Origin of the sequence: Candidatus Seribacter sulfatis (assembly GCF_964187635.1) — a bacterium.
In the GTDB taxonomy this organism is placed as follows: domain Bacteria; phylum Verrucomicrobiota; class Verrucomicrobiia; order Opitutales; family Seribacteraceae; genus Seribacter; species Seribacter sulfatis.
In genome coordinates this window covers 1-22,920 of sequence record NZ_CAXLMO010000022.1, presented here as the reverse complement: position 1 = coordinate 22,920, position 22,920 = coordinate 1, and the positions used below count along the sequence as shown (strand labels likewise).

The window sequence follows — 22,920 nt, the reverse complement described above, 5'->3', positions numbered from 1 at the left end:
AAAACCAAGTTACCTTTCGAAATTACTCGAAAGAATGGGAATCTAATACTTTTCTAATCCGCTTCTTAGACAACCTGACAAAAGAAGGGACTCCATTTTCATAAGGTACTTCAACTTCACCTTGAATTAAAGGTTGGCAGTACTTAATGAATTTTGCCGTCATACTGACGCGATCTTCGGAAATCCAATCGGCAGGAATTTCTTTTACTCCGTTGGCAATCTCAGAAAGTGGAGCAAGACTGGTTTCACAACTGTAGGCTTCACCTTCTGCACGAACAAGTATGACCATTTTATCGGTTTCTCCGTTGATGGCTGCTTTCACTGCAGCCTGACCGGCCATAAATGCTTCGTCATTATCTGCTTGAGATGAACAATGTGCCGCTGCTCTTTGCCCCGTTCCCAGTTTGGAAGAACGAGCTTTAACAGCCAGGTTCTCTTCCACTAATCCCGCTAAGAAATCTCCAATCCCACCAAGTTGTTGGTGCCCAAATGCATCCTGTGCACTGGTGCTGTTCGCCACATAATTTCCGTCATGATCTAGTAAACCTTCCCCCACTACTACGAGGCAGTATTTATTCCTCTTGAGTACTCGTTGGACATCATCCACGAATTGTTCCTTGGAGAACGGTAATTCTGGCAGGTAAATGAGATGAGGCGCGTCATCAGGATTCTCTTTTCTTTTTGCAAGAGTAGCACCCGCAGCAATCCATCCCGCATTTCTGCCCATTACTTCTACGATCGAAACTAAATCGTGTTGCCCCATTGCCTCATGGTCCAAGGCCATCTCACGAATCACAGTACAGATGTATTTTACCACACTACCGTAGCCTGGGCAATGGTCAGTGGTTACCAAATCATTATCAATTGTCTTGGGCACTCCGATAACACGGAGTTCGTAATTTTTCTCTTGAGCAAGCTTTGAAATCTTATCAGCAGTGTCTTGGGAGTCGTTGCCACCGGCATAAAAAAAGTATCGAATATTGTGAGCTTCAAAGACCTCGAGCACACGTTCATAATCGGAGTCACGTTTTAGTTTAAAACGGCAAGTGCCCAAAGCAGATGCGGGAGTATAACGAAGTCCGCGAATGTTTTGTTGGGATTCTTCTGCAAGATCAATTAAGTCTTCTTTTAGAATTCCAAGTACACCATTCATTCCACCATATATTTCTTCAATACACGGGTTATTGAGGGCTTCTGTTACTACACCAGCAACACTCGCATTGATAACGGCGGTTGGTCCCCCTGATTGAGCGACCAAACAATTTCCAACTAATTCATCTGCCATAATATTAAAGAGTCAAATAACGAAAAAGCGACCACTCCACAGAGGAACGATCAAAATGGCAATCGCAAAATATTTTGAATTACCAATGGCATCGATTACAGTGAGAAAATTCTAGAGTATGGAAGGCGGAGTATACTCTTGCGCGGTTGGATATCTTTTCGCCCAGGAACCAGCACTAGCCACAAAAGAATCAACTTGGGAATTCGCGGCACCAATTCGCTTTTGTCCCTCCTGAATGAGAGATTTTATGATGGTGGCATTCAAACCAACCCTTTTGTCTTTTGCTAAGCGTTTTGCTAAGTCATTTTCTTTCGCCTTACCCATCCGAAGATCTTTTACGGTGGCCACTGCATGTTCCTTAATTGCAGCGTGTGCATCTTCCCGACCTGCCCCTGCCTTAACTGCCTCCATCATGAATGTCGTGGATAATAAAAAGGGTAAATAATGGGAGGCCTCGGATTTTATCATTGCGGGGAAGACCTCCATCTGAGTAAGGACAGTTAGAAAGGTATCCAGTAACCCATCAATCGCAAAAAAGGCATCTGGCAAAGCAACTCTTCGAACTACTGAGCAGGAAACATCTCCCTCATTCCATTGATCGCCAGAGAGGTTCGATACCATAGTTAAGTGACCATTCAATATGGCATGAAATCCATTAATTCTCTCACAACTTCGGCTGTTCATTTTATGGGGCATAGCCGAGGATCCGGTCTGTCCTTTTGCAAATCCTTCCCCCAGTAGTTCATGACCAGCCATGATCCGAAGGGTCTTCGCAAAACTAGAGGGTGCGGCGGCTAAACGAACCAGTATCGAGACCACTTCAAAATCAAGACTCCTCGGGTAGACCTGTCCAACATTCTCCCAATTTGCGGTGGCTCCCAGGTGCTCCATTACCTTGCGGTCTAGTTGCTCTGCTTTTTCAGTATCACCCAACAGGGTAACTTGATCTAAACGGGTACCCACTGCACCTTTCAATCCACGATAAGGGTAGGTAACGCATAGACTGGAAAGTGCTTCCAACACACGTTCCAATTCCTCCCCCCAGTTGGCCATCCTTTTCCCCAAGGTGGTGACTTGGGCCGGTACATTGTGAGAACGGGCGGTAAGTGGAATGTCTTTATATTGCTCGGCTTTTCGAGCCAACGCTAACAGGGCAGCAACTCCTTTATCTAGAATCAGACTCAGGGATCGATGAATTTGGAGCTGCTCCACATTTTCTGTTAGGTCTCGACTGGTCATTCCCTTGTGAGCATGTTGATGACCAGTTTTATGTGCAAATTCTTCCAACCGTGCCTTCACATCATGCTTGGTTACTTTTTCTCGTTCTTGAATTGATTCTAAATCAACCGAGGCTTTTGCGGAGACTGATGCATCAATTGCCTCCTGTTCAATCTCTACACCCAGTTCTTTTTGGGCTTTCATCACTGCAATCCAAAATTCTCTTTCTAGAATTATTTTTCCGGTTGCAGACCAGAGGTTTTTCATTGGATTCGAGGCATATCGCTCGGCGAGAACATTAGATATTTCAGTTGGCATAAAAAGGGGGCGATTAAAAAGTTTTCAGTTTTTCACATACTGAACGAATAATAAACTCCGGGGTTGATGCACCGGCAGTCACTCCCGCACATTTAAAAGATTGAAAGGTTTCTTTTTCAATATCGTCCGCCGTTTCAATATGGAAAGTAGGCTTATCATAACTCGCTGCTAACTTGGCCAACTTCCTCGTATTCGCAGAATGCTTTCCCCCGATAACAACGATGACATCCGCTCCATCATTTACAAGTTCCACCAGGTCTGACTGCCTCTCTTTCGTCGCACCACAAATTGTGTCTAATATAACAAGGGCTGGATATTTTTCGGATAATTGTAACGATAAATCTTTGAACTCGTGAGTAAACATAGTTGATTGAGAAACCATAACCACTCCAGAATTAAAAGTGGGTAATTTGTGTAAGTCTTCCTCATTTGTGATGACATGACCACGTTCATTCGCATACCCAAGCAAACCAGATACTTCAGGATGTTCAGGGTCTCCAAAAATAACCACATCATAACCCCGTTCGGCATGAGACTTTATTTTACCGGCAATTATTCCAACATCAGGGCAAGTTCCGTCTCGAAAAGGTAGACCGAGATTTTGTAAATACTTTCGTCTTTTGGGGGAAATCCCATGTGCTCTTACCACCACCACTGACTCTTTTTCATTATCTTGTGGTAGATCTAGTTGAGAAGCACTTTGATAATCGCCAACTTCTCGGATATCTTCACGCCCCAAAGCAGTCATCATTTGGCTATTATGAATAAGAGGACCATCGGTGTAGACTGTCCTTTCTCCACCACGTGCCTCCTCGCGGGCAACCTGGATTGCCCTCTCCACTCCCCAACAAAATCCCGCACTATTTGCTCTTATCACTTTCATATCTCGTAAATCTTTTATACCGAGATGTGACAAGAAGTACAATATTGATTTGCAATCACCTCAAAAAGAAGAACAAATTGAGTTAATGCATTTATCCATTACTTTTAAATTATCACTGTTACTTCAAGTTGCCGTTCTATTTTGCAGTCCCCCATTATGGTCTGAGGATGTAAAGGAATCTAATAGTAAGGAAAGCTATTATCTAAAAGGCGAACGAACGAAGGATGGAATCGGTAAGTATTATCTTGGCAGAGAGATTTCACAGGTAATGGGGCACCTCGGCGCTGGTTGGTTAGAACGCCCCAAAAGAGAGCAAGAAGAACGAACTGACCTGCTGATCAAAAATATGAAGTTATCTGCAACCGATCATGTTGCCGACATCGGTGCTGGCTCAGGATACTTTTCATTTCGAATCTCCCCGCTTGTCCCCCAAGGTAAAGTTCACGCGGTTGATATCTCTCCCCAAATGCTGGGGATTATAAGAGCGAAAAAAGGAAAAGGTGGTTTTGACAATATCCTGACTGTACAAAGCTCCATCAAAAATACCACCCTCGAACCCAATTCAATTGATTGCGCCCTCATTGTGGATGCATATCACGAATTTTCCTATCCCCGAGAAATGGCCCAGTCTATCTTTCGGTCATTGAAGCAAAAGGGCCGTCTCATTTTAATCGAGTATCGGCAAGAAGATCCGGGTGTCCCGATCAAATTACTCCATAAAATGTCGGAAAAACAAGCGAGAAAAGAAATCTCTGAGGTCGGGTATGTGTGGAAAGAAACGCTCGATTTTTTACCGCAACAACACTTTATCGTTTTTGAAAAGCCTAGTGCTGAAAAGTAAACTCCTTTTTTCCAGTAAACCTTAAGATAACAGTTCCACCCTTACCGATCATGAAAATCTCCAATACAATCCATTCTGCTTTCAGCCTCTTTTTCCTACTCTCATTGTCTGCCCACTTGATTCAGGCTGAAACTGTTGAGGTCGCGGGATACTCTTTCTCTTCCCCCTCGAATTGGGTATCCTCTGTCCCCACTTCAAAAATGCGAAAAGCACAATTTAAAGTCCCGGGAGAGAAGGAAAAAGAGGCGGAGGTCGCTTTCTTTTACTTTGGAGGCGGTGGAGCGGGTGGAGTAAAAGCGAATGTAGACAGATGGATGTCCCAATTCGAAGAGGCCAAGGGAATAGAGATCAAGAACACTACTATTGGAGATACCCCAGTCACCTATGCACAAGCACATGGAACCTTTTTGAGCGGTCGGGCATTTGGTCCAAAAACACCCCAAGAAAACTTCGCACTTTTAGCGGCCATTATTGAAGGAAAAAATGGCTCTATTTTCATTAAGATGACTGGTCCAAAAGAAACCGTGGAAAGCCAGCTTTCAGTCCTCAAAAAAATGGTGCTCGATTCGTTGGATAAATAATGGTGAGACCGAAACTATTTTCGGTCAGGAAGTAAACTATTCTTAATTCCTACCAGTACGCTGTCTGCATATTCCTCTACCAAGCTTTCTTTCCATTCTCCGTTCATTTTTTTCTTCCCCTTGTAATTCCCTAACATTATGCGCTCATAAGCATCACTGGAATTAGCCACATATGGCTCCAAAAAAACAACTGGACAATGATAACTTCGGTTCGCAAGAAGATTTCGTGCCCATACCCCAGGCACATCTCCCACCTTTAATGCATTAGGCCCTTTATAATTAAATATTGATAGATTTGTCTTGTGGATAAACGCATGAGATAAATGCTCAGCAATTTCTTTTTCTGCTTCATTCCAACGATTAACTAAACGAAAAACCATTTCAAATCTTTGGTTGTCATCCGATAATTCGCCCCCCATAAAACATCCATTTACAAGTACATGAAAGTCATTCCTTTTTACTAATTCAAACTGTTCAGGATCGGGCCAAGGTGCGGCATTTAGATGTAAACAAATTACCAAGTCTGGTCGGATGACTTCGTTTACTAATTTTGCACGGGCATGAATCTCTGAGATTCGATAAAAGAGAACTTCCCTACGTTTCCTCACCAATTTAGCTCTCTCCTCTGCATTGAACATTTTTTTCAAAAGTAATTCCCTTTGCCTTACCCAAATCTCAGCCTCATCGGCAAAATCATTTGGTCGAAGTACGGTAACAGGTTCATTTTTCTCCCTAATTAATTTTACTGTTGCCCCCAGGTCACTCAGTTTTTCCTTAAGCCTAACTGCCACAGATAATGCAAGGTCTCCTTCCTTGACTGGAAAGCTTCCATTCAGTGCAAAATGTCTTCCTTCCATTTCTGAATATTGCCCACCAATGTGCCCAGGGTCTAAAGCAATACGGACTCCATTTAAGGTATTTTTCTTATCGGCGGAAAGTAAGTCAGAATTCTTTGAAATAGTTTGATTTTCATCAGAGAAGGAAAGTGCATACCAACTATCCTGGCCCCTTTTTTTTCGAATCAAAACCTCTTTTTCATTCAATTTGATCCAATCTTGATACCAGCTTACGCGGGGGCAGTAAACTTGGTGTAAGGTCTGTTTAAATTTACCCTTCGATAATGTTCCCTGAAATGCATCAAGCCTTGCCCAGTCAGGCGGCTGTAATTGAAGAGAAGTTTCTCCATAAAGAAAACAAAACGCCCCCCAAAAAAACATACATAGTAAAGACCTTATCGGCATAAACTTACAATGATCGATGAAAATTGGTTTGCAAAGTTATTTATTTTTACCGAGGACTCATTTTTAAATTCTACTTAATGATGAAATTCTCAAACGATACATCCACATTTTTTAGAGGCAAAGAAGTTCTACTGTTGGAGGATAATTTGCTTCTCGCCAAACAAATTTCTTCTTTTTTGGAAAAAAGTGGTGCGGATGTGACCCATTGCCAAAGTCTTGAAGAAGCGAGAAGAGCGCTTCCCGAGCTTAGCTTTGATGCGGCTCTCTTTGACCTGAACCTACCCGATGGCGACAGTCTCGAACTACTCAGAGAGGGAATTGTACCACAAAATACTTCGACGGTTCTTATGACTGGTGAAGGCGGGATCCGCTCCGCTGTGGAGGCAATTCAATTGGGTGCCTCTGATTACCTGAGTAAGCCTTTTGACCTCGATGAACTGCCCTATGTCTTTGCCCAAGCAGACAACCGGAGAAAGAACATTCGCCTCAGTCAGCACAACCGGGAGCAGGAAAAAAAGAAAACCAATGATCTGTTTTTTGAAGGTGCGTTTGTGCAGGACTTGGAAAAACTGAAAAAAATACTCGATGCAGACCGAAGGCTCGATGCAAACCTCCCTCCCCTACTCATCGATGGTCCAACCGGTTCCGGAAAATCCACTTACGCACGCTGGATTCATGCTCATGGTCCCAGGTCTGAAAACTCTTTTGTCGAAGTTAATTGCTCCGCAATTCCGGAGAACCTGATTGAATCTGAACTCTTCGGGCATGAAAAAGGAGCATTTACCGATGCCAAAAATGCCCGTATCGGTCTTTTTGAAGCGGCCGACCAAGGCACCCTCTTTTTGGACGAGATCGCAAGCCTTTCCCTCGCGGCACAAGCCAAGGTTTTGCTGGCGATTGAAAACGGGGTCATTCGTAGAGTCGGTGGAACCAAAGAGATAAAAGTGAATATAAGAATTATTGCCGCATCCAACCAAGACCTACGGCAGATGATTATGAGTCGAGAATTCAGAGAGGACTTATTTCATCGGTTGGATCTACTACGGATCAATATTCCCGAACTTAAGACCAGGGGTACTGACATTCTTCCCCTGGCTAAACATTTCCTTTCCGCTCTAAGCAAAAAATACAGGTTGCCTACACCAACGATATCTAAATCCAGTGAAAATTACATGCTTCACAACGAGTGGACAGGTAACACGAGAGAATTGATTCATGACCTGGAGAGGGCGTTGGTCATGGCCGAAAAAGGGCAAGATCTCGAACTTTCCAACGATCTACAAAGCGGGTTAAAGAACAACACGTTGCTTGACGAAAATGATTGGCTCAATCCCTCTTTCGTCTTTCCAGAGGATGGGTTCGATCTGGAGAAGGAGATGATTCGACTTATCGAACGAGCAATATCCCAAGCAAATGGAAACATTTCTGAAGCGGCCAGATTCCTCGGCGTGCCTAGGGATTACATTCGCTACCGTTTACAAAAGAAAAGTAAATAGGCCTTGGGGAATAATCCCCAACAAATGGCCATGCCATTGGGAAATAATTCCCAGTAATACTTCATTGACAAATCCAAAACTCAATCAATTTAGTCACAAGCATCTACCAATCAATAATTTAAACAAACCTGCCAGGTTGGCACTAAAAATGTTAAAATGATTCCAATATTTAAACATCAATATACAAAAACCATATAAATCATGAAACAATCAATCGCCTATCTACTTATTGCCGGACTCGGAGCAAGTTTTGTTTTTGCTCAACCCAAACCACTTCGACCTCTCCCACCAAAAGAAGTGGCTGAAGAAATTAAGCAAGCTTTAGATGCCGGTAAAATAACCAAAGAAGAAGCCAAAGAAAAAATGGAAGCAGCAGTCGCAAACATCGAAAAACCTGAAGTTTTATCTGATGATGAAAAACGCTCCCCCAAGGAGTTTGCTGATAAAATCCAGCAGTCCGTTAAAGAAGGTAAGCTTTCTCAGGAAGAGGCAAAGAAGAAACTAGGTGCTTTGCGCGGGGAAATGGAGAAGAAGGGCGAATTTAAACGTCCAAAACGTCCAGTAAAACCGGAGTTAAGTGATGCAGTAAAAGATAGCCTTGCCGAAATTAAAGCCGATCAGAAGAAACTTCACGAATCAATGAAAGGCAAACTTGCCGAACTCGGTCAAAGTGCCTCCAAGGAGGAAATGCGTGATGCAATTGAAACATTTAAAGCCGATAACAAAGATCAATTCGATGCGATCAAACAAGCACATGAAGCGATTCGCGAAAGTATCGAATCCGCACGTCCTGAAAAACCCGAAAGACCGGAACTCAACGCTGAGTTAAAAGTAAAAGTGGAAGCCCTTAAAGAAAAACACAAAGAACTACACTCCGCCCGTAAAGAATTACACGAGCAACTTAAGGAAGCCACAAAAGAGGAAAAAGAGGAATTAATTGCTGAATTTAAAGAGACCAACAAAGCAAAGCACGAGGAGATCAAAACACAATCCAAAGAAATTAAGGAAGAAATTAGAGAACTCGTCGAAACCGAAGCAACCCGAACTTCCGATCTGTAATTTTTTCGATTTTAAAGCCAATTAAAACTGATAGGAAGGAGCGATTTTTTCGCTCCTTCCTTTTTCTTTGGCAAAACTAAAACAACTTTTTAATATGGTCTCTTGATCACGGTAAATTATAAGTTTCTTACTTTGCTAAGTGTATTTCTTTTACATACTTCGGGAGTACTTTCCGAGCATGCATTTGCTCAAACCATAAAAGAACCTTCTTCCTTTGTTTCAAACTTGGGAAACCTGGAGATCATCAATCTTGGTGGTTTTGATACAAGTCCAGTTCCCAACAAAATTACCGAAACTCCTATACAAGTTGTTTCAGCAGAGCCCCCCACATCGCCCTCGCCTCCCACGCAAAATGCTCCGACTAAAAGGGAGAGTATAATGACAGATGAGGAACTTGAATTTCTTCTCTTTGGCTCGATCAATGAAATTGAACTCCCAGATACTGAATGGGAGGAAAATGATTTTATTGAACTCGCTGAATCCAAAAGCTGGTTACCGTCCGTTTCTGCATCAGTTGGTTTTGGGGTTTCAGATAACCCCATGTATGGACCCTATGTCCGGGAATCAAGCACATACATGGAATTTGAAACAGAGAGTTTTTTACTCAGACAGGCGAACCCTGATTACTTAAGTTATTTTTATTTTTACGGGGAAGGAAAAAGATTCCTGGAAGTGGACGACCACAAGCTAACCGGTATTCTTCTCCTTCAGGCCGAGCATTCCTACAGACCTACGAGCTCGCCCAGTTCATGGGGTGCAAAGCTCCGGCACACTTACTACGATCAGGCTTTTGATTTTTCTGACCTGGGCCTCCCGTTCTCAATGCAGGTTCAATCGAACAAATCAGAAATCATTCCCCATTTCGGCTACCAACTTACTCCCAAAATAAAATTATCTGCCGAGACTGCTTTCGGAATCGATCGGTATGACAATCCTTCGGAAAATAATTCGGATCAGAAAATTCAGATAGACCTAACCGCGAAGCAAAGCGAGCAAACCACATTACATGCAAAGATTTCCCATCATACCATTCGTTATGTTGAACGGAGCAGAAAGGATGGAGAGGGCACAAATTTATCAGGGGGAAATCTCACAACCGAAAAAACAGGCGTTTCTGGATCATGGAAAAGGCTGTCGAACAACCCATGGCTAGACACACTGGGTGCAGAATTCAAATACAGCCAATTATCTGATAATGCTGGTGCCTATTATGATTACAGTAAAATAAGCACAAAGCTATCTCACGAAATTAAAGGCAAGAAATGGAAATCAGTCACGGAATTAGGTTGGGCTAATTATTTATACGACATTAGAACCGTTTCACCTGGCGCTCAATTTGAAAGACAGAGTTACGGAGTCGATTTACTGGTGACTCGTAAAATATCATCGGACTGGGAAATTTATTTAAAGTGGCGTTATGAGGAGGATCAATCGAATGCAAGAGATTATGAATATTATACCAACTTTTGGGCATTGGGTGTAAAGTGGGAAAATTAGGTAAATTGAATACTGAAAACAACCAATCATTGATGTGTGCAAAAAAGTCCAAACATGGACGGCTTATCATTGGAGCAATCTTATTTCTTTTTGGATTACTTACTTTTGTCCTCCAATATTTTGCCCTCAATCAATTCTACAATCTAGCAATCGAACGAACTGCGAATGTCCTTTTACCTGCAATTAACAACCTCTTTGAGGATATAGAAAAGGAAATCCTCGAAGAAAACCTAGATTACATTAATCTTGGTCTGGACCAATTGGTTTACGACGACATCGAGGGGCTTAGAATTCTGGCAATGAGATCACTGGAAATTCCTGACGTCCGCAGTGTGTATGCTTATGATAATAAGGGTAGACTCCTCGACTTATCAACCAATATAGAGAAAACAAAAAAGAGGTTTTTTTCTTTGGAAAAAGGTAGAGAGGCACGAAAAATAACCAATTTCCAAAGGGATGCATTATCCATTGTTTTCCCCATTGGAGAACAGGCTGAAATTGGATTCCTCGAACTGATCGTGGATCCAAAGACGGATATCATTCCCGAACGGAATGCAATCAAGTCACAGGTAATGAAACAAGGCCTAATCGTTTTTCTATTTGGATCCATTCTTTTACTTTTTGTATTCAACCTATTTTTTAAACGACTACAGAAAGCTGAAACTCAATTGCTCGCCAAAACCGAGGATCTAAAGCATACCAATCAAAGGCTTGTCATGGCTTGTAAAACTGCCGGACTGGGCGCAATCACCGCCCACTTGATGCATGCAATTAAAAGTCCACTCATGGGACTAAAGAACTTGGAATTGGGCGGAGATAAAGCTGACTCAAAAATTGCCGACCAGGCATTGCAATCAACCACAAAACAGATTGAAAACCTGGTTCATGAGACCATGAATTGTCTCAAAGAATATGAACTGGATGAAGAAAGCTATTCTTTCCAAGCCCATGAGCTTCTTTGTATGACTGCAAAAAAGTTTAACCTGAAAGGTAAGGGTACTTATGTAAGCATAATCTCAAGCCAATGGGACAAGGTTAATATTAACAATTTACAGGCCAATCTCCTTCTCCCTATTCTACAAAACCTGGTCCAGAATGCTTTGGAATCAGATAGTAATACAAAAGTCTTTCTACAGCTTGAAAAAACGGAAGGCAGAATCTCGTTTCTCGTGGCCGATAATGGACCGGGCGTCCCCGAGCACATCAAGGATGATTTATTCTCTCCCACCCGAAGCAACAAGGAACATGGAAGCGGGCTCGGACTTGCAATTTGTAAGCAATTAGCAGAACAAATGAATGGGGGAATTTTTCTTAAATCAAGTACCACTAAAGGATCCACTTTCTGTGTGGAAATTCAACCCAAAGAAGACCTTTAATAAATTTGTATTATTTAACCAAATTATGCTAACTAAAGGCATGCCTCTCATCTTTCCCTGTCACTGCCAAGCTAGGTTTTTCATTGCCATGCTCTTAGCTACGGTGCTTGCGTCTGTGGGAGTTGCAAACCCAACGGCGCATTGGACAACTCCTTACTCGACGGGGGGGACTATTTTCTCATCTCCAACCATTGCCACGGATGGGACAGTATACATTGGATCGAACGATAATAAACTCCACGCGATTAATTCGGATGGTTCGGCCAAGTGGACTTTCACGACCGGGGACTGGGTTGATTCAACCCCTGCAATCGGGTCAGACGGAACCATTTATTTTGGATCCTGGGATAATCAACTCTATGCAATCAATCCAATGGACGGTTCTAAATTATGGGACTTTAATACGAGTAGTAGTATTATTGCCTCACCAGCTATAGGGGTAGAGGGAAGAATTTATTTTGGATCCAAAGATGAATTTTTCTACGCTTTAGAATCAAACGGTTCTTTGGCATGGGAAACTTATATAGGAAATGCAATCACCTCCTCAGCCGCGATCGGACAGGACGGAACCATCTATTTCGGGGATGAAAATGGTACCTTTCACGCCCTTAATCAGGATGGAAGTACGAAATGGACATACGAGGTGGATGATGTTGCGGACACAAACAAATCAATTCTCTCATCCCCCGCTATAGATCTTTCAGGAAACCTTTATTTCGGAAGTGGCAATGGATATTGTTATTCCATTGCGGACGGAGTCAGTGCAGCCGTACTAAATTGGAAGGTTGGGACCAATGACCGGGTGGATGCATCTCCTGTTCTCGGTCAAAACAATGAAGTCTTTTTTGTTTCCCGCGACGGATATCTTCGTGCAGTGGATCAAGTCACAGGTATTTCTAATTGGGAAGTTTTCTCGGGAGATGTATTCTACAGTTCCCCAGTCGTCGATTCCAACGGTAAGGTTTATGTCATCGGATATACCGGCTTTGGGGAAAACCATCTCTTTGCTTTTAATTCAGACGGAACCAAATCATGGGATACCAATAACTCATCCTCTCCACTCTCCATTGGTGGATTGGTGGATTCATCCCTTGCCCTGGACTCAAGTGGGAATTTATTTTTTGGATGTTATGACAAGAAAGTATACGCGGTAAACGTGGGGGCAGGATTAGCGGATAACTCTTGGCCTCAATTCCAAAGAAATAATAAACGTTCGGGTGCCTGGCCAAGCTTTACCATTAGTGTGACAATCGAACCAAATGGAGCAGGCGAAGTAAGTGGAGCGGGTATTTACAACCCAGGAGCATCCGCAACCCTAAATGTTACTTCAAATACCGGAGACGGTTATAATTTTGAATATTGGAGCAATGGGCAAACGGGTTCGAGTAATCCATTGGTTCTAGAAGTTACGTCTGATTTAACTTTAACCGCGAATTTTGGTTTAGTTGCCCATAACTTAGTAGTAAACGCGGGGACAGGGGGAACGGCTACCGGATCCGGAAATATTCCTCATGGTACTTTGAAAACGATAACTGCAACGCCAAGCACTGGCTATTCTTTTACCGGCTGGTCTGGAACCGGAATTACTGACAGTTCATCTGCCACAACCACGGTCAATATGACCCTGGCTCGCACTGTCACTGCTAACTTCACTCTAAACTCGTACTTGGTAAATGTTGCTCTTGAACCGAGCATTGCCGGTTCAGTGAACGGAACAGGAACCTATAGTCACGGAGATACAGTCACACTGTCGGTCACTTCAAATACGGGAAACGGTTATTACTTTGACTATTGGAGCGGATCAATTGGGGGAAGTGAGAATCCGCTTACTTTTCAGATTAATTCCAATGTAAATCTGTCCGCAAATTTTGGATTAAATTCCTACCCATTAACCGTCAATGCAACCATAGGTGGAACAGCAACAGGTTCCGGAAATATTTCTCACGGAGAAGACAGTACAATAACAGCAACTCCGAGCCTTGGATATTTATTTTCCGGTTGGTCCGGGGCTTCAGTTTTTGATGCAGCGTCAATGACGACTACGATTCAAATGACTCAGGCTCAATCAGTTACTGCAACCTTTTCCCCACTCCAATTTTCACTATCGGCACTGGCTGGTGAGGGAGGCAGTATCAACGATGTGAATGGTACCTATTCTTATGACTCGAACGTCAGCCTTATTGCGATTGCAAATACTGGCTATGCTTTTTCTAATTGGACACAATCAGGCGCAGGCATCACCGACACCACTGCCTCCACCACTTCCATACGAGTGGATAGGAATCAATCAATACAAGCTCACTTTTCCCCATTGAACTATGACTTGAATATTACAGCAACTACAGGTGGTGTCGTCTCCTCTTCCCCTCCGGGAAGTTCTCTCCCTTACAACAGCTTGATTTCTCTCAATGCAACACCAGATCCCGGCTATTATTTTTCGGGTTGGGAAGGAAATGGGATCGAAGAACTTAATTCATCCACCACTACCCTGACAATTTCTGGAAACCAATCGGTAAAGGCAAATTTCGCTGAAATTCCAGATGGTAATTTTGTACTTCAATTAAATGCAAACCCTGAATTTTCTGCCTCGGAATTGACTGGAACAAACATCTATTCTGTAAATCAAACTGTTACAATTTCAGCCACACCGAGCTCGGGTTATACTTTCGTAAATTGGACAGGCGGAACAGTAGCAGATTTAAATTCAACCAGCACAACACTTACCATCACTGAAGATTTGAATCTTACTGCAAATTTTGCTCTTACCCGCCCCTCTATCTCAGTAAGCGCGGGAATAGGAGGTGATGTAAACGATCTCAATTCCACTTACAATTATGGTAGTATTATCCCAATAGTTGCCACTCCAAATACCGGCTATACATTTGAGAAATGGAATGGTAATGGGATATTTGAAAATCAGTTTTCAAATTCGACCAACATTACCTTGCTCAATGACGCAAATATTACTGCATCCTTTACAAGAAGTATTTACGAAGTTTCAGTTTCCGTACAGGGACAGGGAGTCGCTCAAGGTAATGGAATGTATAGTCATGGAGATACGATATCCCTAAACGCTACTCCGGCAATGGGTTATTATTTTATAAAATGGAGCGGAACCGGAATGGGAAATTCATATAATACTAGCCTCCCGCTGACAATAAATCAGGATTTAAATATCACGGCCACCTTTGAGAAAATATCATATTCTCTTGACCTAACTGCAGGTATTGGAGGAACGATTAACGATGTGAATACCTCTCAACTCTATGGTTCGACTGTATCCATTGTGGCCACTCCCGACATTGGATATAGCTTTGCTGGTTGGGAGGGAAATGGAACTTTCACAGACCGTTCCTTGACCGAGACTACTATCACAGTTAATTCCGATACAGTCATTAAAGCTTCCTTCACCCCCAATACCCATTCCGTGACTATTGTAACCAGTGGAGAAGGAAATGTAACTGGAGAAGGAAATTATAGTTTCGGAGAAAGCATTACACTCACTGCCTCTGCACAGTCAGGAAATTATTTCGAAAAATGGAGCGGGAGTGGAATAGAAGATTCAAATAGTACATCCTTAACCATTACAGTTACTGAGAATCTAACTTTTACCGCTTCATTTATCACATCGCCTACTAATTTGATCGAGTCACTCCAAGTAACAATCATTTCTCCCAGTTGGTATGCTAATGATTGGCTCGGATACTTTTACCAATCGGATAATGGTTGGTGCTATCACTACAATTTAGGCTGGATATTCCCTGAAACACAATCCGATGGTTCCATTTGGTTATGGTCTCCACAATTAAAATGGTTATGGCTCAATTCAGATTCATTTACCAAGCAGCAAAGTTGGTCCGCTACAGATGAGAATTGGATTTATTTCGACTTCGAATCCTTACCTTCACCAAGATTTTTTAGGTATAAAGATGAAATATGGAGCCCTTTTGATAAAAACCAAGAAGTTTCAATCCTGGATGGTTTATTTTAGAATTTTCAAGAAAAATCTAAAGCACGTCGACTTTCAAGTGCATTCTTTAATGTCATTTCATCCGCAAATGTAACACCGCCTCCGCTAGGAAGACCAAACCCAATACGACTCACTTTAATATTCTGTTCTCCCACAATTTCTTCTTGGATATAATGACAAGTTGCCTCACTTTCTAAATCATTACCCAAAGCTAAAATTACTTCTTTCACGCTTCCCTCTTTCAGTCGTTTATCAAGGCTTGATAAATTAAGTTGTTCAGGACCAATCCCGCGGAGCGGAGAAAGCTTGCCCTGTAAAACATGATATAAACCTCGATACGCACTCGATCTTTCAACGGCAAAAAGGTCTGGCACCCGTTCGATCACGCAAATTGAATCGGTATCCCGATTCTCATCTAAACAAATTGAACAATGATCACCCTCAGCTAAATTCCCACAACTGCCACAAGGTCCAATTAAACCTGCGGAATCATGGAGTTGTTCGATAAACTGATTTAACTTTTCGGGCTTCTCCACTAATAAATGGAGCACAATTCTTTCAGCCGACCTGAACCCTAGTCCTGGTAAGCTTTTAAATAAACGAACTAACTGGTCGTAACCAGGGGTCACAAGGATATTGGATTAGAAAAGGCCGGGCATTTGCATGCCACCAGTCAATCCGCTCATCGCATCATCACTCTTCTTTTTCGCCTTCTCAGAGGCATCCTGAATAGTTTGCAATACCGCTTCAGAAATAAATTCAGGATCTTCTTTCAAAAAATCTGGATCTAATTGTAATCCCTTGAATTCACCTTGTCCTGAAATCTTGATCGATACTGCACCGCCCCCACCTGAGACTTCAATAATTTCTTCAGAAAGAAGGGCTTGTGCCTCCTCCATTTTCTGCTGCATTTTTTGAGCCTGTTTAAGTAATTTTCCGACACCAACCATAATGTTTTAAATTTATATTTTGCTTAGGCCGAACCTAAGATTGAATCGTATCCCGTTTGAAAACTAGAGAATTGTGGGGACCAGGATAGTTCATCTAAGATCCGGTTATTCGAAACTTTTCGGTTCGATGTACCCTCTTCATCATTTTCCTGAAAGGTCGGTACCGTGACATTCAATTTTTCGGCAAGCCATGTTACGATTTGTCCTCTTGTTGAGTGGCTTCCGTCTGACACATTGTAGATACGACCGATATTAGTCTGGTCTGCCTCTAAGCAATTTAGAATAGCTTTCACCGCATCATCTCGATGAATAAGATTTAAAATACGATCCGCATTCCCTTGAAATTCCTGGCCATTTTTAACCTTATCAATCAACAAATGGCGACCGGGACCGTATAATCCAGCCAATCGTAGTATAAAACTTCTTTTAATTGATAAAACTGGCGGGAAGCATTTTTGCTCTGCTGCCAATAACAGTCCCCCTTTTTCCTTCACTCCTGCACAGGATGCGGTTTCATCGACAAATCTTTTTTCAGTTTGTGGATATACTGAAATACTACTGGTAAAAACGTAGCTACCTACAGATCCGTTCTCTAGCCATTTCATTACAGAATCCTGACCTTCAATATAAGATGTAATATAGCCCTGATTGTCGGGAGAAGATGCACCCACGCAATTTACGACAAAGTCTTGGTTCGGGTCTAATTTACGGTGCCAGTCATTATCTTGGAGTTGTGCCTCTACCACTTGAGAGACTCCGATCGAATGAAGTTTCTTTGCAGTTTCTGCATTGCGGGTAAGGGCAGAAACAGTAAAACCTTTTCCAATACAATGTTCGGCAAGGGCAGTACCCAAATATCCGCACCCTAATATGGTAATGGTGTTGCTCATCAGTTATTTTATACCTATATTTTACCATAAAAGTCAAGATTGAGATCGCACAAACGATCTTGCTTGAACTGGGACTCGTTTTACGGTTAGAAGCAACCCATGCATATTTTATTCGTTTGTTGGGGCAATATTTGCCGATCACCCGCGGCCGAGGCCACATTTAATAAACTAGTCAAAGAACGGTCACTAGAAGATAAAATTACCTGCGATTCAGCCGGTACGATTAATCAGCATCAAGGAAATCCGCCCGATCCAAGAATGCAGAAAGCTGCAAAATCAAGAAAGTTGCCTATCGGGGGAACCGCTCGAATAGCCATTAATCAAGACTTTGAAGAGGCAGATCTGTTGCTAACAATGGATCATTTTAATTATTCAGAACTTTCAAAGCTTTCTCCTGATCCGACATTTCAATCCAAGATAAAACCATTTTGCGATTATGTCCGACCAGATGTAACCGAAATCCCTGACCCTTATTATGGAGGAGAATCAGGATTTGAAAATGTGCTCAATCTCCTGGAAGAGGGATGCGTGAACCTTCTGAACGAATTGGAAGAAGAATTCGCATCCGAAAAGTAATTTTATACTTTTGGACGATTTACCTTTAATCTTCGATTGCATTGCGGAAAGCGCGGGCAAATCGATTCGATTAAACAGTGCACGCTCCATTTCAGGTGGGTGCATAAATCAGTGCTTTAAGGTCGAATGCATGGATTCCACTCCCCTCTTCCTCAAAAAAAATGCACCCTCTTTTTTACCGTTTTTCAAAGCGGAAGCACTAGCCTTGCGCGAAATGGAAGAAACGCATACCATTCGAGTACCTCAAGTCATAACTTGGGGAGAGACCGAGCTATCTTCTTTTCTTGTTTTGGAATTTATCCCCGAAGGTGCTCCCTCTGCAAGTGGACAAGAAAAAATGGGCACTTTACTCGCCCAAATGCATCGTACTCCCAGAGAGCATTTTGGATGGAGTCAGGATAATTGCATCGGAGCGACTCCGCAACCCAACCCCTATTCTACAAACTGGGTTTCTTTTTATAAAGACTACCGACTCCATCACCAATTTGGCTTAGCTGAGAAAAAGGGCCGATTGTTTGAGGGCAAAAACCACCTCCTCAACAACATTGATTCTTTCTTTGTAAACTATACTCCAGTCCCCTCGTTACTACATGGCGATTTATGGGGAGGGAATGCAAGTTATACCCCAAAAGGTGAGCCCTTTATTTTTGACCCAGCCAGTTATTATGGAGATCGTGAAACCGATCTCGCATTTACTTATATGTTTGGTGGTTTTGACTCGTCATTTTATAAAGGATACGAAAAAACTTTCCCTCTCGACCAGGGATTTAAGACACGAAAGACCCTTTATAATCTTTACCACGAGCTCAATCACTTTAATTTGTTCGGAGGCGGATACGCCAATTCAGCTCAATCCAGTATTAATCAATTGCTAAAACAAATTCCTTGAAAAACGATATTAAACAAATTCTTCTCACCAAAGAGGTGATCGAAAAACGTGTTCAGGAAATCGGTCAGGAGATTGATCAGTATTATCAGAATCGAGAGATTATTATTATTACTCTATTGGACGGGGCGATTGTATTTACTGCTGATTTAATTCGCAACTTAGCCATCCCCTTACGACTTGATTGCTTACGGGTATCCAGTTACGGCAATTCAACTGATCCAGAAACTGCACCGCGAATATTAAGCTCCCTCAAATCTGATGTCAGGGATAAGCATGTTTTATTGGTCGATGATATTTTGGATACTGGCAACACATTACAGAGTGTTTTTAATGAAGTGACTTCGAAACAACCCGCCTCCGTGCGTAGTTGCGTTTTTTTAGACAAACCCGAACGGCGCCAAAATGGATTTAAAGCCGATTGGTCAGGCTTTTCAATCCCGGACGAATTTGTGGTGGGTTATGGACTTGATTACGCAGGACGATACAGGCAACTTCCCTACGTCGGTACTTTAAAACCTTCCGTCTACAGTTAATAAATCAATCCAAGAAAGTAATAGTTTGAATAACCCGATCAGAAAAATTTACGACTGGACACTTTCCCTCGCGAAAAAGAAGTCCTCCGCTGCCTGGCTTGCAGTTCTTTCTTTTGCGGAAGCGAGTTTCTTTCCCATTCCTCCCGACATACTTCTCATACCGCTCTGCCTGGGCGCACTGCGAAAAGCGCTTTATTTTGCCACGATTTGCTCGGTTGCTTCGGTTCTTGGGGGACTGGCAGGATATGGGATTGGACATTTTGCATGGGACGGCATACAGGTCTATTTCTACGAGTATGTACCCGGTTTCACCGAGGAGAAATTTGCTCGAATTGCGGAGTGGTACGGAGAGTGGGGCTGGCCTTTGGTTTTCTTGGCGGGATTCTCTCCCATCCCTTATAAAATCTTTACCATTGCCAGCGGAGTTTTAGGCATGGCTCTTTTGCCCTTTACCTTAGCCTCTGCAGTAAGTCGCTCTGCTCGTTTTTTCCTAGTTGCACTGTTAATCGCAAAATTTGGGGAACCAATGAAAGAAAAAATTGATCTGCATTTCAACAAATTAGCATTTTTATTTGGCCTACTGTTAGTAGGGGGTTTTCTGGTCTTAAAACTGCTGATTAAGCACTAAGTAAACTACTCAGATTACACGGGGGAAAAAGAACCCGTTTCTCCTCGATTAAAACAACTTCGACAAAGTGAGATATAGCGCTCATTCCCACCAATTTCGATTTGGGCACCTGCAGTTTCCATATCCCCTTCTGTACTCACACGAGCATTCATGGTCGCCTTCTTTCCACAATGACAGATCGTTTTAATTTCTTTCATCACATCGGACCAGGCTAGTAAGAATTTACTTCCCTCAAAAACCTCTCCCTTAAAATCAGACCTGATTCCATAAGTAAGAACCGGTATTCCCTCCTCGTCCACAAGCCTGATTAATTGCCTGACCTGTTCTTTGCTTAAAAATTGAGCCTCATCCACCAGAATGCAATTAAGCTTCGAATCGGAATCAGCCTCTCTCACCATATCAAAAAGATTGTCTTCATTGGCAAATGCAAGGGCTTCTTTCTGAATTCCAATGCGTGAACTAATTACTCCACCCCCCTCTCGATTATCTAACTTGGCAGTAAATAGCATTGTCTTCATACCCCGTTCTAAATAGTTGTGATTCGCCTGAAGTAATGCAGTTGATTTACCTGCATTCATTGAAGAATAATGAAAATATAGTTTTGCCATCTTTTGATTCAGGCAAAATCTTCAGTTAATGGAAACTAAAAATCAGACCTCTTCTGTTTTTAACCGTTCCATGTATTCACTGACATTACAGGTTAGCATACGAGTTTTATTGGGCGAGACCTCCAATACTTTTGTCACCACACTGTCCAAAAAGGATCGGTCATGACTCACGATTAAGGCCGTTCCATCAAAAAGATTTAATGCTTCCTGCAGTACCTCTTTACTACGAATGTCCAAGTGATTGGTCGGTTCATCCATAATCAAAAAGTTACAGGGCTTCATTAACAATTTTGCCAATGCCACCCGGTTTCGCTCACCACCAGATAAAACAGACGTTTTTTTGAAAACATCATTCCCAGTGAAAAGCAAGGCCCCCAGTGCGGCCCGGGGATTGGCATCCGGGTTGTCATGTAAAACTTCCTCCACCTCGGCGAGGACTTCATTATCCGGGTTTAACTCCTCTGCCTGATGCTGCGCAAAATACCCAATCACTGTGTTCACCCCCACATCTCTTTTACCATCCTGAAAAGGTTCAACTCCTGCCAGAATTCGGGCTAAAGTTGATTTACCGGCTCCATTGACCCCCACCACTGCGATTCGATCCCCCTTTTCAATTCGAAGATCCAAGCCACTAAAAACTTCCAGTTCATCATAAGATTTACTTAAATCTTCCACCTCTACTACTTTATGACTAGCGGGAGGAGAGGGAGGAAATCGGAAATATATTTTTTTCTCATCCGCTTCCGGTTTCACGATCTCCATCTTCTCCAATGCCTTAATACGACTTTGTACCATGGCCGCCTTTTTTATATTCGAACGAAATCGATTAATAAATTCTTTCTCCTTCTCAATTTCCTTCTTCTGAGTTACATGGGCTTTTCGCTGTCTTTCTTTTCGAGCCGCACTTTCCTTAATATAAAAAGTATAATTCCCCTTATAATTAATCAACTGGCCCATTTTAAGTTCCATTGTTCGATCCGTGACCGTTTCCAAAAAGGCACGGTCGTGCGAAATAACTAGTATTGCACCCTGATAATGCCTCAGATATTGCTCCAACCAATTTTGGGCGACCACATCCAAATGATTGGTCGGTTCGTCCAGGATTAAAAGAGATGGCCCCTGCAACAGTAATTTCCCCAAGGCAATCCTCATCTGCCACCCTCCCGAAAACTCCTCTAACTGGCGATTCATATCATCCTGAGAAAAACCCATCCCGGAAAAAACTCGGTCCACACGAGCATTCATTTTTTGAGGCTCGAATGCAGCCAACTGCTCTTCCCAGGCGCCCATCATATCAATTAAATCATAAAATTTCTCTGTATCCGGTTCCATTTCCCCGAGTTCAACCTCCGCTTCATCCAGTTTAACCTTGATCGCGTTGGCATCCGCAAATGCTTTACTTGCCTCTTCCCGTAATGTGCAACCAGTCACTGATATTCCATCCTGTGGCAAATAACCGACCGTGGCATAATCGGGTTTCTCCACACTACCGGAGTCCGGAGTTTCCTCTCCCATTAACAATCGTAAAAGAGTGGTTTTACCGGAACCATTTGACCCCACTAAGGCGATACGATCCCGCGGACCAATGGTCTCCTCAATTCCCTTGAATAAAACTTTTGCCCCGTAAGCCAGGTTAACGTCTCTAATTAAAAACATAGCAATTATACCAAATCGCTTCGCTTCGAAACAGCAACATCATTCACGAATGAACAAAAAATCCTTTGCATAATTTCTTTTACCCGAGAACTTTTCCAACCGGTTTTCGAAGAGCAATACAAATCGGTAAAATTGCGACCAGAGAGGCAACCCCTAAGAGGGACAAAAGAAAAAAGTTTTCCGAAAATTGATAAGGGTTAAAAGTGGCCAAGTTCAACAACTCCAGATCGAAGCCAGCCAATTTAAATACAATTCGATGGAAAACCTTCGCTAGCTCTAATGCACTCCAAAAAGAAAGAAAAAGTAAAAACAGACTTTCAATTAAAAACCCGTTAGTACTAAAACAAGATCTTCCCCAAATGAGGAATCCGTGGGAGAAATAATGACTGTTAATGTATCTCCACTTTTAGTCGCAGTATAGGGTG

At 42.5% G+C, this 22,920-nt stretch carries 20 protein-coding genes; 11 read left to right on the top strand and 9 right to left on the bottom strand.

The annotated features are described in order from the left end of the window. Window positions 1-22: 22 nt before the first annotated feature. The 3 genes from ACKPQ5_RS02920 to ispH all read right to left on the bottom strand — a co-directional run bounded on the left by ACKPQ5_RS02920 (window position 23) and on the right by ispH (window position 3,704). Window positions 23-1,285 carry a 6-phosphofructokinase gene (locus tag ACKPQ5_RS02920; protein WP_407677597.1) on the bottom strand — a complete coding sequence of 421 codons (1,263 nt, stop codon included), beginning with the start codon at window positions 1,283-1,285 and terminating at the stop codon, window positions 23-25. Window positions 1,286-1,396: 111 nt separating this feature from the next. Continuing rightward, window positions 1,397-2,821 carry an adenylosuccinate lyase gene (gene purB, locus ACKPQ5_RS02915; protein ID WP_407677596.1) on the bottom strand — a complete coding sequence of 475 codons (1,425 nt, stop codon included), beginning with the start codon at window positions 2,819-2,821 and terminating at the stop codon, window positions 1,397-1,399. 13 nt (window positions 2,822-2,834) lie between these two features. Beyond that, a complete protein-coding gene (ispH, locus tag ACKPQ5_RS02910) occupies window positions 2,835-3,704 on the bottom strand; it encodes a 4-hydroxy-3-methylbut-2-enyl diphosphate reductase (RefSeq protein ID WP_407677595.1) in 870 nt (289 codons plus the stop codon). An 85-nt stretch (window positions 3,705-3,789) separates the two neighbouring features. On the opposite strand from ispH, the gene ACKPQ5_RS02905 reads away from it, so the two are divergent. Next, window positions 3,790-4,545 carry a class I SAM-dependent methyltransferase gene (locus ACKPQ5_RS02905; protein ID WP_407677594.1) on the top strand — a complete coding sequence of 252 codons (756 nt, stop codon included), beginning with the start codon at window positions 3,790-3,792 and terminating at the stop codon, window positions 4,543-4,545. A 50-nt stretch (window positions 4,546-4,595) separates the two neighbouring features. Further along, complete coding sequence (locus ACKPQ5_RS02900) at window positions 4,596-5,126, top strand: hypothetical protein (protein ID WP_407677593.1); 531 nt, start codon at window positions 4,596-4,598, stop codon at window positions 5,124-5,126. A gap of 14 nt (window positions 5,127-5,140) precedes the next feature. Here the strand turns inward: ACKPQ5_RS02900 and ACKPQ5_RS02895 are convergent, their stop codons facing one another. Further along, entirely contained in the window at window positions 5,141-6,343 is a 1,203-nt protein-coding gene (locus ACKPQ5_RS02895) for an N-acetylmuramoyl-L-alanine amidase (RefSeq protein ID WP_407677592.1), read from the bottom strand. A gap of 101 nt (window positions 6,344-6,444) precedes the next feature. On the opposite strand from ACKPQ5_RS02895, the gene ACKPQ5_RS02890 reads away from it, so the two are divergent. From ACKPQ5_RS02890 to ACKPQ5_RS02870, 5 genes are all read left to right on the top strand, one after another. After that, on the top strand, window positions 6,445-7,863 hold the full coding sequence (locus ACKPQ5_RS02890; protein WP_407677591.1) for a sigma-54-dependent transcriptional regulator: 1,419 nt from the start codon (window positions 6,445-6,447) through the stop codon (window positions 7,861-7,863). Window positions 7,864-8,064: 201 nt separating this feature from the next. Continuing rightward, on the top strand, window positions 8,065-8,922 hold the full coding sequence (locus ACKPQ5_RS02885) for a hypothetical protein (protein WP_407677590.1): 858 nt from the start codon (window positions 8,065-8,067) through the stop codon (window positions 8,920-8,922). A gap of 102 nt (window positions 8,923-9,024) precedes the next feature. Next, a complete protein-coding gene (locus tag ACKPQ5_RS02880) occupies window positions 9,025-10,419 on the top strand; it encodes a hypothetical protein (RefSeq protein ID WP_407677589.1) in 1,395 nt (464 codons plus the stop codon). 5 nt (window positions 10,420-10,424) lie between these two features. Next, window positions 10,425-11,795: a sensor histidine kinase gene (locus ACKPQ5_RS02875; RefSeq protein ID WP_407677588.1), complete on the top strand. Its 1,371-nt coding sequence runs from the start codon at window positions 10,425-10,427 to the stop codon at window positions 11,793-11,795. A gap of 40 nt (window positions 11,796-11,835) precedes the next feature. After that, the gene (locus ACKPQ5_RS02870; protein WP_407677587.1) at window positions 11,836-15,786 is read left to right on the top strand and encodes an InlB B-repeat-containing protein; all 3,951 of its coding nucleotides are present in this window, start codon (window positions 11,836-11,838) and stop codon (window positions 15,784-15,786) included. 5 nt (window positions 15,787-15,791) lie between these two features. Here the strand turns inward: ACKPQ5_RS02870 and recR are convergent, their stop codons facing one another. From recR to ACKPQ5_RS02855, 3 genes are read right to left on the bottom strand one after another with little or no spacing between them, the layout of a single operon-like run. After that, window positions 15,792-16,394, bottom strand: a complete 603-nt coding sequence (gene recR, locus ACKPQ5_RS02865; protein WP_407677586.1) for a recombination mediator RecR — start codon at window positions 16,392-16,394, stop codon at window positions 15,792-15,794. 12 nt (window positions 16,395-16,406) lie between these two features. Further along, window positions 16,407-16,715, bottom strand: a complete 309-nt coding sequence (locus tag ACKPQ5_RS02860; protein ID WP_407677585.1) for a YbaB/EbfC family nucleoid-associated protein — start codon at window positions 16,713-16,715, stop codon at window positions 16,407-16,409. Window positions 16,716-16,738: 23 nt separating this feature from the next. Further along, window positions 16,739-17,605 carry an NAD-dependent epimerase/dehydratase family protein gene (locus ACKPQ5_RS02855; RefSeq protein WP_407677584.1) on the bottom strand — a complete coding sequence of 289 codons (867 nt, stop codon included), beginning with the start codon at window positions 17,603-17,605 and terminating at the stop codon, window positions 16,739-16,741. A gap of 99 nt (window positions 17,606-17,704) precedes the next feature. Here ACKPQ5_RS02855 and ACKPQ5_RS02850 point away from each other — a divergent pair, with 99 nt between their 5' ends. Genes ACKPQ5_RS02850 through ACKPQ5_RS02835 form a run of 4 tightly spaced genes read left to right on the top strand, consistent with a single transcriptional unit; the run spans window position 17,705 to window position 20,231 of the window. Then, window positions 17,705-18,181: a low molecular weight protein-tyrosine-phosphatase gene (locus ACKPQ5_RS02850; protein ID WP_407677583.1), complete on the top strand. Its 477-nt coding sequence runs from the start codon at window positions 17,705-17,707 to the stop codon at window positions 18,179-18,181. 10 nt (window positions 18,182-18,191) lie between these two features. After that, entirely contained in the window at window positions 18,192-19,070 is an 879-nt protein-coding gene (locus ACKPQ5_RS02845) for a fructosamine kinase family protein (protein WP_407677582.1), read from the top strand. After that, window positions 19,067-19,603, top strand: coding sequence for a hypoxanthine phosphoribosyltransferase (hpt, locus tag ACKPQ5_RS02840; RefSeq protein WP_407677581.1), 537 nt, complete (start codon window positions 19,067-19,069; stop codon window positions 19,601-19,603). Before ACKPQ5_RS02845 ends, hpt begins: the two co-directional genes overlap by 4 nt. A gap of 25 nt (window positions 19,604-19,628) precedes the next feature. After that, window positions 19,629-20,231: a YqaA family protein gene (locus tag ACKPQ5_RS02835; RefSeq protein ID WP_407677580.1), complete on the top strand. Its 603-nt coding sequence runs from the start codon at window positions 19,629-19,631 to the stop codon at window positions 20,229-20,231. Between the two features lie 14 nt (window positions 20,232-20,245). Here the strand turns inward: ACKPQ5_RS02835 and ACKPQ5_RS02830 are convergent, their stop codons facing one another. Next, window positions 20,246-20,839 carry a thymidine kinase gene (locus tag ACKPQ5_RS02830; RefSeq protein ID WP_407677579.1) on the bottom strand — a complete coding sequence of 198 codons (594 nt, stop codon included), beginning with the start codon at window positions 20,837-20,839 and terminating at the stop codon, window positions 20,246-20,248. A gap of 42 nt (window positions 20,840-20,881) precedes the next feature. Next, window positions 20,882-22,495 carry an ABC-F family ATP-binding cassette domain-containing protein gene (locus ACKPQ5_RS02825; protein ID WP_407677578.1) on the bottom strand — a complete coding sequence of 538 codons (1,614 nt, stop codon included), beginning with the start codon at window positions 22,493-22,495 and terminating at the stop codon, window positions 20,882-20,884. Window positions 22,496-22,920 lie beyond the last annotated feature (425 nt).